The 15,478-nt window shown below is 40.8% G+C and carries 15 protein-coding genes and 1 pseudogene; 13 read left to right on the top strand and 3 right to left on the bottom strand.

Features of this window, described 5'->3' with window-relative positions:
* Window positions 1-26 precede the first annotated feature (26 nt).
* The gene (locus FJU10_RS12495; protein ID WP_140966068.1) at window positions 27-1,832 is read left to right on the top strand and encodes an ATP-binding protein; all 1,806 of its coding nucleotides are present in this window, start codon (window positions 27-29) and stop codon (window positions 1,830-1,832) included.
* A 15-nt stretch (window positions 1,833-1,847) separates the two neighbouring features.
* Here the strand turns inward: FJU10_RS12495 and FJU10_RS12500 are convergent, their stop codons facing one another.
* Window positions 1,848-2,267 (bottom strand): phosphate-starvation-inducible PsiE family protein, encoded by a 420-nt coding sequence (locus FJU10_RS12500; protein WP_008381850.1) that lies wholly within the window; start codon window positions 2,265-2,267, stop codon window positions 1,848-1,850.
* A 481-nt stretch (window positions 2,268-2,748) separates the two neighbouring features.
* Here FJU10_RS12500 and FJU10_RS12505 point away from each other — a divergent pair, with 481 nt between their 5' ends.
* Window positions 2,749-4,272 (top strand): flavocytochrome c, encoded by a 1,524-nt coding sequence (locus FJU10_RS12505; RefSeq protein ID WP_005233089.1) that lies wholly within the window; start codon window positions 2,749-2,751, stop codon window positions 4,270-4,272.
* Window positions 4,273-4,549: 277 nt separating this feature from the next.
* Window positions 4,550-5,932, top strand: a complete 1,383-nt coding sequence (locus FJU10_RS12510) for a lytic polysaccharide monooxygenase (RefSeq protein WP_189372316.1) — start codon at window positions 4,550-4,552, stop codon at window positions 5,930-5,932.
* Between the two features lie 180 nt (window positions 5,933-6,112).
* Here the strand turns inward: FJU10_RS12510 and FJU10_RS12520 are convergent, their stop codons facing one another.
* Entirely contained in the window at window positions 6,113-7,393 is a 1,281-nt protein-coding gene (locus tag FJU10_RS12520) for a 2-hydroxycarboxylate transporter family protein (RefSeq protein WP_005230514.1), read from the bottom strand.
* A gap of 13 nt (window positions 7,394-7,406) precedes the next feature.
* A complete protein-coding gene (locus FJU10_RS12525) occupies window positions 7,407-9,068 on the bottom strand; it encodes a malolactic enzyme (RefSeq protein ID WP_276525021.1) in 1,662 nt (553 codons plus the stop codon).
* 116 nt (window positions 9,069-9,184) lie between these two features.
* Between FJU10_RS12525 and FJU10_RS12530 the strand changes: the two genes are divergently transcribed.
* The 10 genes and pseudogenes from FJU10_RS12530 to FJU10_RS12575 all read left to right on the top strand — a co-directional run bounded on the left by FJU10_RS12530 (window position 9,185) and on the right by FJU10_RS12575 (window position 15,250).
* Entirely contained in the window at window positions 9,185-10,081 is an 897-nt protein-coding gene (locus tag FJU10_RS12530; protein ID WP_140966070.1) for a LysR family transcriptional regulator, read from the top strand.
* 278 nt (window positions 10,082-10,359) lie between these two features.
* Window positions 10,360-10,503, top strand: coding sequence for a putative holin-like toxin (locus FJU10_RS12535; RefSeq protein WP_086298857.1), 144 nt, complete (start codon window positions 10,360-10,362; stop codon window positions 10,501-10,503).
* 431 nt (window positions 10,504-10,934) lie between these two features.
* Window positions 10,935-11,412 (top strand): annotated as a pseudogene (locus FJU10_RS12540) (DNA cytosine methyltransferase); the annotation flags it as partial.
* Window positions 11,413-11,534: 122 nt separating this feature from the next.
* Window positions 11,535-11,885, top strand: a complete 351-nt coding sequence (locus FJU10_RS12545) for a hypothetical protein (RefSeq protein WP_005233100.1) — start codon at window positions 11,535-11,537, stop codon at window positions 11,883-11,885.
* A gap of 112 nt (window positions 11,886-11,997) precedes the next feature.
* Window positions 11,998-12,348, top strand: coding sequence for a DNA cytosine methyltransferase (locus FJU10_RS12550; RefSeq protein WP_223273059.1), 351 nt, complete (start codon window positions 11,998-12,000; stop codon window positions 12,346-12,348).
* A 249-nt stretch (window positions 12,349-12,597) separates the two neighbouring features.
* A complete protein-coding gene (locus FJU10_RS12555; RefSeq protein ID WP_005233104.1) occupies window positions 12,598-12,801 on the top strand; it encodes a hypothetical protein in 204 nt (67 codons plus the stop codon).
* Between the two features lie 44 nt (window positions 12,802-12,845).
* Window positions 12,846-13,175 carry a hypothetical protein gene (locus FJU10_RS12560; protein ID WP_140966071.1) on the top strand — a complete coding sequence of 110 codons (330 nt, stop codon included), beginning with the start codon at window positions 12,846-12,848 and terminating at the stop codon, window positions 13,173-13,175.
* Between the two features lie 92 nt (window positions 13,176-13,267).
* Window positions 13,268-13,447, top strand: coding sequence for a hypothetical protein (locus FJU10_RS12565; RefSeq protein ID WP_010748127.1), 180 nt, complete (start codon window positions 13,268-13,270; stop codon window positions 13,445-13,447).
* 581 nt (window positions 13,448-14,028) lie between these two features.
* Window positions 14,029-14,430, top strand: a complete 402-nt coding sequence (locus FJU10_RS12570; protein ID WP_005233107.1) for a hypothetical protein — start codon at window positions 14,029-14,031, stop codon at window positions 14,428-14,430.
* Window positions 14,431-14,485: 55 nt separating this feature from the next.
* A complete protein-coding gene (locus FJU10_RS12575) occupies window positions 14,486-15,250 on the top strand; it encodes a hypothetical protein (RefSeq protein WP_140966072.1) in 765 nt (254 codons plus the stop codon).
* The last annotated feature ends 228 nt before the right edge of the window (window positions 15,251-15,478 follow it).

Here is a 15,478-nt window from a genome sequence, read left to right on the forward strand (position 1 = left end):
TATAGTAAATATGAAAGGGGTTTACAATGAAACCGCCATCAAAGTTTTGGCTGTATTTAAGCGTGGTCGCTACCTTATTCATTACATTGATTGGACTTATTTTTACCTTTACAAGTTATAAAAGCGCACAAAGACAAGCTGAAACCGTCGGGCTGCGGCAGTTAGAAACGGTCAACCAAGCGGCGATCAAGCTGATCAGCCGTAGTATCGAATCGTACCACATGGCTCTTGCCAATTATGCCGATGACCACCTCGAAGGTGCCGCCTTGGCTGATTTGCAGCGCCCCTTAACGTTACCAGTAATCAATTCCGCGAACAATGCCATGGTCGGATTGTTTTTGATCGACCAACAAGGTCAGGTCATCGCCCAAAATACCGCAACGTCTATAAATAAACCACAAGATCCAACGATGCAGGAACTGTTATTTAAAGATCCATCCTTAGACAAAGTATTGGCGGGTCGGCAGGTACAAAATGGGCAAGTCTATTTCGATGGTAAAGAGGCCTATTTAAATGTGTATCAGTCCCTAACCCTTGACGACAAAGAAGCGGTTCTTGTGATGCCTTTGAATCTGCAGCGCATGTATCATCATGAATTTACCACCGATCGCAATGTTTCCGGCTATACGATGGTCAAAAACGCCGATATGCGGATCGTTATGCACCCATCGGACGAACAAATTGGTTTTTCCATCGTTGAGAGCCGCAAAAAAGAATTTCCAGAGCTGGATTTCACCGATCTTGAGCGCTTGGAGCAAGAACAAATCGACAATGAAGAAGGCACCTCCGTCTATTATTCTTATTGGTGGAACGAAGAAACACTGCAAAAAGTGCTGAAATTGGCTGCTTATCAATGGATCACCATCGGCGACAGTCGGCTGATCGTCGCCAGCAATGCCGATTTTTTGGAGCAAAGCGGTCTCTTTTTACAAGATAACTTGATTTTGATCGGCCTACTGGGTTTGTTGTTTGTCATTATGATTTTATTGACCGTACTGATCAAAAACTACATGAAACGCAATCAAGCCTATGTCGAAAACCAAGCATTGAAAGAACGACAACGGCTGTTAAAAGAAAAGCACGAAATCGAAAAAAACATTTTGCAAGAATCAAAACTGGAAACCATTGGCTTGCTAACGACCTCAATCGTCCATGACCTAAACAACTTTTTGACGCCTATGATTGGTCATCTGCAATTGCTGATCGAGGAAAACCAACACGATGAAGTCTTAGTGGAGGACTTGCAAGAAGTCTGCAAAGCGGCGGAAAAAGGCAAAGAGTTATCCAGCAATGTGCTACGTTTTTCGAAACTCGAAAGTGCCGATAAAACTGTGCAGTCGATCGCTACTACCTTGACAGAAGCCATCGATACTATGCGCGCACTGTTGCCAAAAGCCTTTTCCCTTACGTATGATATCCAAGAAGTAGGATATGCCGTCTACGAGAAGATCGATCTGCAAGTCATTATTTACAATTTGTTGATGAATGTGTACCAAGCAAATGCCGATTGCAGCATTCGATTGAGTCGCACTTCGACAAAAACCGCCACCTTTCCGTTTCGTAAGCAAGCATTCCCAGCGCAACAGGAGTTTGCTTTGATCGAAATCGTCGACAACGGTCCCGGCATACCAGAAGCAATCCAAGAAAAAATCTTTACCCGCTTTTTCACGACCAAGAGTGCCACTGGCGGTACTGGTCTAGGACTCTTCACTGTCTCTTCAATCGTGGAAAAAAACGACTGGTTGATCGATGTTACAAGTACGCCTAAAGGAACCACCTTTTATATTGGTATTCCTCTAACTGATCCCGAAAAAGCCACTGAACCCAACTGATCCGACGGGCTAGTTTCAGTGGTCTTTTTCTTGGGCATGCTGGAAGGCATTGATTTTTTGCAGGACTAGCAAGACCAGTACCAAGACAAAAATCGCTAGAGCAAAAAATAGGGCATCGTTCGCCATGCCTTGCGTCAACAATAGCTCGCGCAAAATCGCAGTAATACTGATCAAAATCAAGTAACGGACGGGAATATGGTGTCCGTCCTTCATATACCGCAGCAACATCAAAATGATTTCTAACAAAATGAATAACGTGGCAATTTCTTCAATCAAAAAGGACAGGTGGGGCGCTTCACTTAAAGGAAAGAGCGTCGTGCTGATCATAAAAATCGCTTTTCCCATAAAAATCAAGACGACAACGACTAAGATCGCTAACATGCTATCAATACAGATACTGATCACTCGCTCGAACATCCGGGTCAATTTTTCCATTTGCCACTCCATTTCTGCTTTTTCTTTTATTATACAAAAGAAGGCGCAGGACAAAGGGAAAAGAACAGTGAAAGAACAATCGCGACAATATCTTTTTGACCGCGAACTTAACGGTCATTCTATGAGCGGGACCTTTGTGGCAGCTTTGAATAGCAGAAAGTAGCGAGGAAAATATAGTATCTTTTTCCGATAAAATTAGAAAAAGATGAGAATGGATAGTTAAAATATACACAAATTATTACGATACACTTAGTTTCTTTTTTTGTTACAATGGTTAAATAAAATAGAACTCTGTTTAAATGTTGCTTAAACAATGTTTTTATCGCTATCGAATAGAAAAATAGTCCGATCGCAAGATGTTTACCATTGTTAATAAAGTAACAAGTTAAGCAGGATTCGCAAGAAAAATGCTTCTTTTCTCATCATATATGACGGGGATCAGTGAGGAGAAAAGGGCAAAAAGAAAAACGGAGGGAAACAAATGAAAAAAAGTGGATGGTCAAAATGGGTGATTGGGGCAGCCTCATTATTGTTGCTTAGTGCATGTGGTGCCGATGGCGGAACAAAAGCCAGCAGCAGTGCGGCAAGCTCTTCTTCAGAAAGTGAAGTCACTTCAGGTGCTTCCCAACAAGAGTATACCGATCCAGCAGAGTTAAAAGATCAATATGATATCGTCATCGTTGGTGCTGGCGGTGCAGGGATGGCAGCAGCCTTGTCGGCTAAAGATGCTGGAATGAATCCAGTCATTTTAGAAAAAATGCCGATCGCAGGCGGAAATACCTTGAAATCTTCTGGCGGAATGAACGCATCAGAAACCAAATTCCAAGAAGCCCAAGGCATTGAAGATTCGAATGAACAATTTTTTGAAGATACCCTTAAAGGTGGTAAAGGAACCAACGATCAAGAATTGCTGCATTATTTAGTAGACAACTCTGCTTCAGCGATTGATTGGTTGGATTCAATGGGGATCACTTTAGACAATATCAGCTATAGCGGTGGTGCCAGCGTAAAACGGATCCATCGTCCTCACGACGGTTCAGCAGTCGGTACGTATTTGGTGGATGGCCTGTTGAGAAACATTCATGAGCAAGAAATTCCTTTATTTGTAAATGCTGATGTGACAAAAATCAATGAAACAGACGGCAAAGTCACTGGCGTCAACGTGAAAATCAATGGCGAAGAAAAAGAAATCGCTGGTGATGCAGTGGTTGTTACTACTGGTGGTTTTGGCTCCAACAAAGAACTGATCGAAAAATATCGTCCAGATCTGAAAGGCTATGTCAGCACGACTTCTGAAGGAAGTACAGGCGATGGCATCAAGATGATCGAAGAATTAGGCGGCGCAACGGTTGATATGGATCAAATCCAAGTCCATCCAACAGTGGTTCAAGATACAGGTATGTTGATCAGTGAAACCGTTCGTGGAGAAGGCGCCATTTTGGTGAACCAACAAGGGGAACGTTTCTACAATGAATTAGAAACCCGCGACAATGTTTCAGCTGCTATCACGGATCTGCCAGAAAGCTATGCCTACTTGATTTTTGACAATGCGTTAGCAGGTAGAGCCAAACAAGTCGATTACTACAAAGAACAAGGTGTAGTGGTAGAAGCTGACACCATCGAAGCGTTAGCTGAAAAAATCGATGTCGATCCAGCAACCTTGAAGAAAACTTTAGATACATGGAACCAAGCAGTGGCAGACAAAGCCGACAAAGATTTCGGTCGTGAAACGGCGATGGACTATGATTTGACGGAAGGACCATTCTATGCGATTCAAATTGCACCTGGGATCCACCATACAATGGGCGGCGTCAAGATCAATACGAAGACCCAAGTGTTGAAAGAAGATGGCACACCAATCACTGGCTTGTATGCAGCAGGTGAAGTGACCGGCGGTATCCACGGACAAAATCGAATCGGCGGCAATGCTGTAGCCGACATTATGGTCTTTGGTCGCCAAGCAGGCGCGCAATCCTCTGACTATGTGAAAGAAAACGGGAAATAAGCGGCTGTTTTTTCCTGAAAAAGATCGTCTATAAAGAAAGAAACTTGGAACGAATCCTCTTAAGTGATTAGGAGGAGAATCGTTTCAAGTTTTTTTGTATTTCTAACTGAAAGGACGGAAAACTAGTCATTATAATCTTATAATGATTAAGTCGTTTATCATACATATATAAATAAACTATTTTTAAATGTAGAGTTTGCTTTTCAATGAATCGGAATCAAGGAATAAACGGATAGGATTGGTTTATTCGATGATAAAAAATTTTAGGAGGCAGAGTATGAAAAACGCATTGGTAAAATGGTCGGTCGGGGTGGCAATCTTACTTGGAGGGAGCTTGTTCTTCACGGGGAAACAAGTATTTGCTCATGGTTATGTGGAATCACCGGTCAGTCGGGGCTATCAAGGGTCTTTGGATCGCAATACGTTAGGATGGAGCGCTGCGTTTGAGAAATATGGCAATGTCATTTCAAACCCACAATCATTGGAAACGAAAAAAGGCTTTCCAGAAGCAGGACCAGTAGATGGTCGCATCGCTTCGGCAGATGGTGGACTCGGACAAATCGGGGACTTTGTTCTTGATGAACAAGGAACCAATCGTTGGACCAAACAAGACATCAATCAAGGACCATTGCGGGTCAATTGGCATTATACAGCGCCTCACAAGACCACAAAATGGCATTACTATATCACGAAACCAGGTTGGGATCAAAACGCGCCACTTTCAAGAGATAGCTTGGAATTGATCGCTACTGTGAATCACGATGGTTCGGCTGCCAGCAATAGCCCAAGCCATACCATTACCATTCCAGAAAATCGTCTCGGTTACCATGTCATTTTAGCGGTCTGGGATGTTGCCGATACGCCAAATGCCTTTTATAACGTGATCGACGTCAACGTTTCCGGCTCAACGGTCATTCCCGAAAAACCAGCAGCACCAGCAAATGTCCGCTCAGAACGAGTGACTAGCAGCACGGTGGCTTTAGCATGGAACGGTCAAACCGATGTGAAAGAATACAACGTGTATCGCGATGGTGCCTTAGTGGCAACGACTACTGAGCCAACTTTTACCGACACACAATTAAAAGCCAACACAACCTATAGCTATCAAGTAGAAGCAGTCGGCTTTACTGCGTTAGTTTCAGAAAAAAGTGCTGCAGTGAAAGTGACTACCTCAGCAGACAATCAAGTCGAAACCCCTTCGACACCAGGCAACCTGCACCAAATGAGCGTGACAGACAGCAGCGTTTCCTTAATGTGGCAAGCATCGACTCATACAAATGGGATCGCTGGATATGACGTTTACCGCAATGGCGTCAAAATTGCTACAGCCACAGGGACAACCTATGAAGACACGAATCTAGCAGCGGATACAACCTACAATTACCAAATCAAAGCAATCAGCAAAACGGGCGAACAATCCGCTTTCAGTAACCAGCTGAGCGTGAAAACCAATGCCAAAGAAGAAACTGAAACACCTGGAGGCGGGGAGTCAGAATACCGTGTGTGGAAACTAGGTACATTCTCTGCACCAGAAGTGTATACAAGTGGTGAAATCGTGAGCCATAAAGGCAGCAATTATGTCGTGATTAACACCCACTCAAATTACGGGGACACCACTTGGTCTCCTGATCAAGCACCAACCTTGTTTAAGAAGCTGTAACCCTTGAATGAATCAGGAAAGCAAGAGCAGTGCGGAGGCACTGCTCTTTTTGGCTCTTTTATGAGTGAATGGCTGAATCTTTGTTCGATTCGTGCAACCAATTGGACGAATTCGTTTGAGGAATGCAAAAACAGCTGCTGCTATGCATCATGCGTAGCAGCACCTGTTTTTTGTTTTAGATCAAGAATAGAAGAAACGGATCAAGATTCCACCTAGAATCAGCACGATCGCACCGCATAAACGGTTGGCCATTTGGGCAAAAGCAATCATTTCCATTCTATCAGAGGCAGACAATACAGCGATATTACCTGTTCCCCCCATCGAGTTGTTGATCATACCGGCGCCAATTGCGGTTTCAACGGGGTACATCCCCAATACCATCCCGAAGAACCAGCTGGCAGCCCCCATAGATACGACACTGGTTAGGCAAAGCACGACAAATTGCCAAGTAAAGGCAGAGGCCAATGTTGACAGATCGATCAATGCCAAACCAATCCCCGCCAAGACTGCGTGGGTCAAATTCGTCATCACAACATTGTTGAACATCACCACAGAATCTTCGAGTTTCTTAGGGACAATGTTCAAGGCTTTTAGAATAAAGACAATCACGATCATAAAGGCATACTCGTGAATTTTTGGGAAAAAGTCGCTTAAAATCGCACCAACGACCAACAGTGAAAAGGAAAACAGCATCCCGACCCCGATTTGTTGGGCATCAAGCGTTATTTTTGGTTTTTCTAATTCTTCTTTCGTGGCATTGATCAGGGTGCCATGGCCATTGTATTTGGTTTTAGCAAAGGCCTTTGCGATAAATAAAGCACCAATAATGGCAAGAATATTCCCGAAAGTAACTGCTGGCGCTAATTGAGAAAAGATGGCGGCTTGATTGCCGTTTGCCAAGCCATCAGCATAAATTTGTGAAAGTGGGGTGATTCCCGCCCCCATCCCGCCAGACATCATTGGTAGAGACACATACATCACCGAATCAGCGAATCCATTGCCTAGCAGCATACCGACAAGGCCGACGGAGAAAAAGCCTACTACCATGGTGATCAAAGCAACAGGAATGAATTTCGTAGAAGCCTTCACCAACAAATTGCGGTTCATACCTAAAATCGAGCCGCAAATCAAAGCGGCAATATAGAAATCAAGAAAACCAAAACCGCCCCCCATGAAGTCACTGACCGCGTCAATGACTTTCGTGGGAACAAGATGGAAGGAGGCCAAAAGGGTGGCACCAAGCAGGGTAAAAACTGACCCACCGCCAAGATAAGAATTCATGATCGGGAGTTTTTCCCCAATGAAATACAGCAGGTGTCCTAAGGCAACCAGTAAAATGGTGATCCCGACCATATTTAATGGCAACTTGTCTAAGGCAATCGCACTGAATATGACAACCATGAAAAAGAGATACAAGGGAAGACTAATTCCCGAAATCGTCATCGTTTTTAATTTATTCATTTTTCAGACCTTCCTAGTATGTTGGATACCATTTAAGATTTTGGACAGCTTTTGCCATATCGGTTTCTTGCGCTTGGGCTAACCCTTGTTCTTTGGCTTTATTGGCAACTGCTTCAGCCACTTTGATAGAAACGTCCGCAACGTATTCAAATGGTGGAAGAACAGGTGCACCGGGTTGGCTCAAATCAACCAAACCACTTAATGAGTGAGCAGCGGCACCAATCATTTCGTCGGTCAAGAGAGAGGCTTCTGAAGCCAACATACCTAATCCTAGACCAGGATAGATCAAGGCGTTGTTTGCTTGACCGATTTGGTAGTCGACTCCTTTGTATTGGATCGTTCCTGAAGGGACACCGGTTGCCACAAAGGCTTTTCCATCAGACCATTCGATTACTTGTTCAGCCGTTGCTTCTAATTTTTTGGTTGGATTAGAGATAGGGAAAATCACTGGACGAGCAGTGTTTTCACACATCGCTTCCACAACTTCTTTGGTAAAGGCACCGGCATTGGTTGAGGTACCGACCAAAATCGTTGGTTTTGCGACTTTAATGACATTGATCAATTGCGTCATATCGCCAGCATTGGCAAAGTCAGCCCGTTTTTTGGCAAATGGTTTTTGTGCAGGAGTCAAATCGGACATATCATCAAACAAAAGCCCTTGTTTGTCAACCATAAAGAAATGATTGTAGGCTTCTTCTTCTGAAAGACCTTCGCTGACCATTTCGGCATGGACACGGCTGGCAATCCCGGCACCAGCGGAACCACCGCCATAACATAAGTAGACTTGATCCGTTAATTTTTCACCTGTAATATCCAGAGCACCGAAGATACCGCCAAGTACAACGATTCCCGTTCCTTGGATGTCATCGTTAAAAGTTGGAATTGTTTGTTTGTATTTGTCCAGAATCGTTGCAGCATTTGAACGGCCAAAGTCTTCCCAATGCAAGTAAAGTTTAGGGAACAATGATTCTGCCGTTTGAACAAATTGATCGATGAATTGGTAGTAGGCATCACCGTAGACACGTTCTTGACGATTGCCTAGATACAAATGATCCTCTAACAATTCTTTACGGTTGGTACCGGCATCGATCACGATTGGTAAAACAGAAGCAGGGTCGATCCCAGCAGCAGCTGTATAAATCATCAATTTACCGACAGAAATATCGACACCTTGGACACCCCAGTCACCAATCCCAAGAATCCCTTCAGCGTCAGTGGCTACGATCAAGCGAATGTCTCGATCACCAGCGGCATTTTTCAACGTTTCTTCGATATTCTCTGGATGATTGATATCTAAGTACGCTGCATATTGAGGATCCACAAATAGGCGGCTGTAATTTTCAATGGTATCGGCAATCGTTGGATCGTAGACGATCGGATTGAATTCAACGATATGTTGGTTGAACAAATAGTAGAACAATGTCCGATTGGTATTAAAGATCTCCATTAAAAAGTGACGTTTTTCAATGTCTGATTCTTTGGTGACATATTGCAAATAGGCTTGTTCTGCTTGTTCTTCGATCGTTTGCACGTGTGGGGGCAATAAACCGATCAACCCTAGTTCTTTTCGTTCTTCTTGTGTAAACGCAGTTCCTTTGTTTAAAAATGGGTTATTTAAAATGTCATGTGCTTTCATTATGTTCCTCCAATGGATATATTTTGAGTACTCGTTCATTTCCATTAGCTACTTTAATCCTCGGACAGAATTATAGTCAACTATCGGTGGTATAATAAAAATTATTTATAACAAAACCGCTGCTAGTTTAAACCGGTTAAGGGAGGAATCAGACGATGAATATACGAGATTTAGAATACTTTAACGCTTTGGCAGATATGCTTTCTTTTACCCAAGTGGCGCATAAATTTGCGGTCAGTCAACCAACCGTCAGCTACGCTGTCAAACGCTTGGAAGAGCATTATGGCTGTGATTTGATCGTGCGAGAAGCCTCACATCGCTCCATCTCATTGACCACGGAAGGGGAAATTTTGAAGGCTCATGCACAATATATCTTAGATGAATTTGTGACCTTAGACAGAGCCATCGACCATGCCAAAAACAATCGGACCCACATCGGTTTGCCGCCAATCATTCGTTCCAAAGTCTTTTCAAAACTCTTAGATGAAAAAGAGATCATCCGCTTTATTTCGAATTTCCACTTAGTATCTGGGGGATCCAATGAATTGCTTTCGAAACTATTGTCAGGAAAAATCGATTTTAGCTTGCTGGGCAGTGTCAATCCCCTCGTCCACCCGAATCTGCAGGTGAAATTATTGCACCAACAAGAGTTTTTTATTTTTGTGTCAAAAGAAAACCCATTAGCAGAAAAAAAGGAAATCTCATTCGAAGAAGCTGCCGAATATCCCTTTATCCTATTGGAAAAAGGCTATACCCACATGCGCGCTTTTCAGAATTTAAGTGAGAAATCAAAGAAGAAGCCGGAAGTCCCCTTTTATTTTTCAGACGTCCAGACGATTGGCCAGCTGGTCAGTTCCAATATCGGCATTACCTTGATGACCGAATTTCCTGTGTTTCAAGAAATGGAAGGCTTAGTGAAAATACCGTTAGTCCCTGAAGATAAGGAAATTTTTTATATTCAATATGCCTATTTAAAGAGTGCGATGTTGAATCAAGAGGTTCAAAAGTTGATTAGGATCTTGGATGAGCTGTCTTGGGAGGAGGAAGGGTGAGGAGTGGGGATTTCTTGAGGTAAGGTCAGAGAAAAATGGTGCAGGTGCGTGTTCTTCGGATGTTGAAATAAAAGGGATCTTTCAATGCGGGACAAGACGAATGGATGGTTCCTTTAACCAATGAAACGAGAAAAAAATTCCTTTACTTAGACCGCTCTTATCGCATGACAAAACGCTAAAAACCTTGATAACTATCGGTTTATAGCGTGTGTTTTTGGTATAATAGTAGTACAGTAAAGTTTGTGACGGTGGCTATCTTTTGAAAGGTGGTGGTGCTTATGAAAGTAAGTGCTAACTCTTTAGAAAGGAGAAGCCTTTTGTCTGTAGCTGAAGCATTAGGGCTAATGATTAGTTTCGGTTCTTTAATCGCAACGATTATCTTTGGCATCCTAACTGCAGCAAAAAACGACAAAAAAAAGTAACCAGTCACTAAACTTTGGCGAGTTGACTGATTACTAAAATAATATAAAACTTGCCACCGTCTTAAACGGTGCTGTAGGGGAGTTGTTGACGCAACTCCTCTTTACACAGTAATTATAGCAAGATTTCAGTAAGATATCAATCATTGACGCTACAGACGTGCTTTGCACGTCTATTTTTTGTCCTCCTAAGTGGTGGGGAGCAGCTGGAAGGTGGAGGGCAAAAAAGATCGCTTTTCTTTCTTTAAAAAGGTCTAAGTACCACCATTTTTCCGCAATTTAACCATCCATTTTCTCGGTATTCTTAATCCATCAGGTACTTGAAATACCTTTCATGCGCATGAAGAAACTGAGTGAACAATGGAAAATGGTACAACAGAAAATAAAGGCACCTTTTTAGATCTTTTTCAGGAATCGAAGGATTTCGTTTAGGGATGGAACAAGCTGGCTACCGATGTGTTGGGTATTGTGAGATCGATGGCCATGCCAGAAAAAGTTATCAATCAATTCCTGACACAAAACAGGAGGTAGAAATGTATGATATCACAAAATTTTCAGATGAATTTATTCGAGGAATCGGACGTGTGAACATTATCGCGGGAGGATTTCCGTGCCAAGCTTTCAGCCTTGCTGGAAAAAGAAAGGGTTTTTCAGATACTAGAGCAACTCTCTTTTTTGATAATGCACGCTTAGCATCTACCTTGCGACCTAAGCTTTTATACCTTGAAAACGTCAAAGGACTTCTCAACCATGAACGAGGGGCTACGTTTGAGACAATCCTCCGAACCTTGGATGAATTGGGGTATGACGTGGAATGGCAACTGTTTAAAAGCAAAGAGTTTGTCGCCCAAAACAGAGAGCGTTTATTTATTATCGGACATCTTAGAGGAGCAGGTACCAAAAAGATTTTCCTATCACAAGAGAAGAAGGATCAGTTGATCAAAAATCAGGAAGGATCCATTTAGCTGGCGTCACATGCAGCGAATGATTTAAGTCGATTTACACGAGAAAGAACGTAATATACAGATGGTCTGATGGGGACTTTGACCGCAACGGACTACAAAACACCGAAACAAATCGTTGTTGGCAACGTCAATCCAAGCGGTGGAGGAATGAATGGCCAAGTATATGATGCTTCAGGACTTAGTCCTACGATCACCACAAACAAAGGGGAAGGAAATAAAATTGCGATTCCGATCCTAATGCCAGATAAAGCCACTATTCGCCAAAACGGCCGTAGAATGAAGGAAAATGAAACACCGATGTTTATCTTAACCACACAAGATCGTCACGGAATTATCGTGGCAGGGTCGATCGATGGTTCCTATCGATCAGCTGCAGCGATCCATTCCGTAGATGGCTATGCCCTACACTTACCACCATGAGTGGTGGCGGCCACAAACCCAAAATACTGGTGAAAGCAGCCACGAAAAAAGGCTATACTGCAGTACTACCAGCCGATAGTATCAATTTCATTTATCCTAAATCTACAAAACGTTGGGGACGTGTGGGAAATCAGCAAGCAAATATACCCACGTTACAAGTGATCAGCAAGCCGTAGTAACCGATGTTTTTCAGATCCGGAAACTAACACCACTTGAATGTTGGCGACTGCAGTTGTTTCCTGATTGGACCTTTTTGTCAGCGAAATTCGGTAGTAGGCAGATTGCTGAAGAAATAATCAGTAACGGGCTTGATCACTATAACTGCAGATACGATCAAGAAACTTCGAATAGTCAGCTGTACAAACAAGCTGGAAATTCGGTTACTGTATCAGTCATTTATTTCATAGCAAAGCACTTCGAAATAAACGATACGACGGCTTTTGATCGCTTTAGCGAAAGGTAAAAAATTATAGATAGTTCTTGAAAAGAACGGTATGCCGTGATATAATAAATATACGGTATACCGTTATTTTATTTAGGTTAAGGAGGGGTTTTATTAAAAATAGACGGAACAAAAAAAGCATTTATTCTGCTGGGAACAGAATAAATGCACAGTAACAAATCCTTTCACGGGACGCTACTACTCAAAATATACCATAATTGCGAGTAGTGGCAAGCTTTAATTGTCACACTCCTTTCAGGAGGAAAAAATATGTATGCAGATAAAGAAAAAATTGAATGGCTGCTATTTAAAAGCGGTCACTCGATCACTGAAATCAAGAATAGATCCGAAGTCAAAGCAATGACTGTCTCTGATTTGATGCACAAGAAATCTTCTATAGAAAGAATGCGATTCGATAACGCTGCAAAGCTTACAAAACTTGCGGATCAATTAAAAGAAGAAATCACTGAATAATCAGGGTTTTGCCTTGTAACTCCTTATCTTTAGGAGGAGAAACTATGAACGCCGTTTTAAATAAGAAAAAATGTATTGTGACATTTGATCACTATGAAGATAATAACAATGTAGCGATTCAACTGGTTAAGAAAAGAAGAGGTCAGTCTGAAGAAGAGCTGCTTGCTACGGCTACGGTAAACACGAGTATCGGAATCAGACAAGATTTCGTCGCAATCAAAGGGTGGTCTGAAAATACGGGCATTGAAGAGGTACTGATAGAAGCGGGTGTCATTTGTGAGGAAGCTGTAGGGGCAATTCCTTGTGGCATGGCTGTTGCAAAAGTCTTTCCCCTTACAGATGAAGCAAAGGAAGTCATGAAAAACAATCAGTAGAAAAGAGTCCGTTCAAAGCTGCGGCGAGTGTGATTTACGCTCGCTGCGTCTTTTATCAAATCTACGATCGTTTCAATGAAGGAGAGCAAGTTATGGCTATTGCAAAAGGAAACACACGTCTTCCTGTAACGCTTAATGAAAAGAGGAAGCAGGGACTGAAGCACTTGAACACCAAGTACAAGAAAAGTGAATCGAAATTAATGTGTATCGCTTTAGATATGTTGCTTGAGCAAGAAAAAGCGGGATTTGAGATTCCTGCACTTAGAAAGTGACCGCATTTTATTTTCTATTTCATTGAAGTGCTATCACTTTTCACTCATTACATTTATCAGTGAAACCGTTACCCAATACGTGGTAAACTAAAATCAGACAAAAGGCGAGATACACTGAATGAAAAAGCCCCAAAAAAAATCGTAAAATTATTAGGTTTTTCAAATGATGGCAAACTTCGCTCGTTGGTTAATTTTGTCCAATGAGAAATCAATAGTAAAATGTGATTTGATGGCAGATTATTTAGAGATGAGCAATGAATTATTGCTTAGATCTATATTTTGTTTACCAATTAATACTTCTATGATTTAAAGAAATAAGGTGAGAGATACAATATTTAACCACTAGATATATGGTCTAGTGGTGGTGAAGCATGGTATCAGCTCGGCAATAAATCGGTGGGATTAAATTGAAACTTTACTGGAATAATTTTAAGGAAAATCAATAATTTAATATTTCTAATTTTATTTTTAAGCTATAATTTATTTGTCAAAAGACTGTAAAAAGTTAAAAAAATATTGATATAGGTTTATATAAATGATAAGGTTAATTATGGCGCTGTCAATAAAAGGAGAATATTATTTTGAAAAAAATTAGACTAGTTTTGACAATTGGTATAATCGCATCTTTCTTTGGTTTTGTAATTCCTTCTTTCGCAAGAAGTATTTCAACCTATGATGTAACGATTCCTAGACAAGGCGCAATCGTTACTGGTTCATTGAAGAAAGAGTCTGCAGGGAAAGGTGTTCATAATAACTCTGCAATAGGTGGTAATAAAAGAATCAATACCTCTATTCGTTTAAAAAAGGATAGTTCAAATATAACCCCATCTTATAATATGGGGTCTGGGGACCGAATTACACTTAGTTACTCTGGTGGCGGTTCTTCTTATAACGGTAGCAACACTTCACTTGGAATTGCAACTCCTGTAACAACTACCGTTAAAGTTGCTGCTCAAGGAAGTTGGAGTCCAGACGAAAAATAATTTATAAATTAAAATATATGATAGCGCCAGATTTTTTGCTAAAGGGGATTTAATAATGAAATATATACACTACGAATTGAAGTTAGTGCTAAAATCAAAATTATTTGTTTTTTCAATAGTTTTATCAATTTTGAGTATTGTAATAGGAATAGCTGGTAATATATTGCTTATCGAAATGGAGAAAGGTTTAACTATTTTCTTTTCTGGATTTAGCTTAAGCACTTCCTCAATACTCCCTTTATTGGCTCCGTTGTTAGCGGCTTTACCAATGGCCGATTCTTTTATAAATGATTTTCAGAATAATATGACTACAGCAATATTTGTTAGAGAATCGAAAGAAGATTATTTCTTTAAAAAATTTATTAGTGTGGGTTTATCTGGTTTTCTATCTTTATTCTTCCCATTGACATTGTTACTAATAATAAATTTATTAATATTTCCTGACTATTCTAATGCATATGTAGGGGTAATAGGAGGGGCATTTTCTAGCATTTTTTCAAAAAATCAATTGTTATATGCTGTTGTCATTATAGTAAATAGTAGTATTTTTGGATTTATATATGCCAATATTGGTTTAGTTTCTTCTTTCTACTTTAAAAATCGATATATATGTGTGTTTTTTCCTTTAATCGTATATTTTTTACCATCTTTTATTTTCCCTTTTATGGGATTTGATAAATATGAACCAGTTACAACATTTGATTTAACTTCAAATACAGCCACAAATGGCTATTTAGTATCTTTGCAGTTAGCATTCCTATTTATATCGACTTTCTTTGTGGGCTATAAAAAAATCGCAAAAGGAAATTTAAACATATGATTCGAAGAACAGAAGCTATAAGATTATCTAAAATAATCGTCATATTATATTATTTGTATGTTTATTATTCATAGTAATTTGTTTTTCTTACTATCAATTTTTTTTTGGAAACACCAACTAGAAATTTTTTCATTGTGGCTACTTTATAACTTTCAAAATCTTTATTCCACAATTTTTGCTTTTCCACTGCTTTATCTAATCACAATAAATTCGCATGTTTTCATTTTA

The sequence above is a fragment of the Enterococcus sp. OL5 genome, from assembly GCF_006491895.1.
In the GTDB taxonomy this organism is placed as follows: domain Bacteria; phylum Bacillota; class Bacilli; order Lactobacillales; family Enterococcaceae; genus Enterococcus_D; species Enterococcus_D innesii.

Coding starts and splice junctions, on each gene's coding strand:
- FJU10_RS12495 (WP_140966068.1), top strand. CDS start 27: ATGAAACCGCCATCAAAGTTTTGGCTGTATTTAAGCGTGGTCGCTACC.
- FJU10_RS12500 (WP_008381850.1), bottom strand. CDS start 2,267: ATGGAAAAATTGACCCGGATGTTCGAGCGAGTGATCAGTATCTGTATT.
- FJU10_RS12505 (WP_005233089.1), top strand. CDS start 2,749: ATGAAAAAAAGTGGATGGTCAAAATGGGTGATTGGGGCAGCCTCATTA.
- FJU10_RS12510 (WP_189372316.1), top strand. CDS start 4,550: ATGAAAAACGCATTGGTAAAATGGTCGGTCGGGGTGGCAATCTTACTT.
- FJU10_RS12520 (WP_005230514.1), bottom strand. CDS start 7,393: ATGAATAAATTAAAAACGATGACGATTTCGGGAATTAGTCTTCCCTTG.
- FJU10_RS12525 (WP_276525021.1), bottom strand. CDS start 9,068: ATGAACGAGTACTCAAAATATATCCATTGGAGGAACATAATGAAAGCA.
- FJU10_RS12530 (WP_140966070.1), top strand. CDS start 9,185: ATGAATATACGAGATTTAGAATACTTTAACGCTTTGGCAGATATGCTT.
- FJU10_RS12535 (WP_086298857.1), top strand. CDS start 10,360: ATGAAAGTAAGTGCTAACTCTTTAGAAAGGAGAAGCCTTTTGTCTGTA.
- FJU10_RS12545 (WP_005233100.1), top strand. CDS start 11,535: ATGGGGACTTTGACCGCAACGGACTACAAAACACCGAAACAAATCGTT.
- FJU10_RS12555 (WP_005233104.1), top strand. CDS start 12,598: ATGTATGCAGATAAAGAAAAAATTGAATGGCTGCTATTTAAAAGCGGT.
- FJU10_RS12560 (WP_140966071.1), top strand. CDS start 12,846: ATGAACGCCGTTTTAAATAAGAAAAAATGTATTGTGACATTTGATCAC.
- FJU10_RS12565 (WP_010748127.1), top strand. CDS start 13,268: ATGGCTATTGCAAAAGGAAACACACGTCTTCCTGTAACGCTTAATGAA.
- FJU10_RS12575 (WP_140966072.1), top strand. CDS start 14,486: ATGAAATATATACACTACGAATTGAAGTTAGTGCTAAAATCAAAATTA.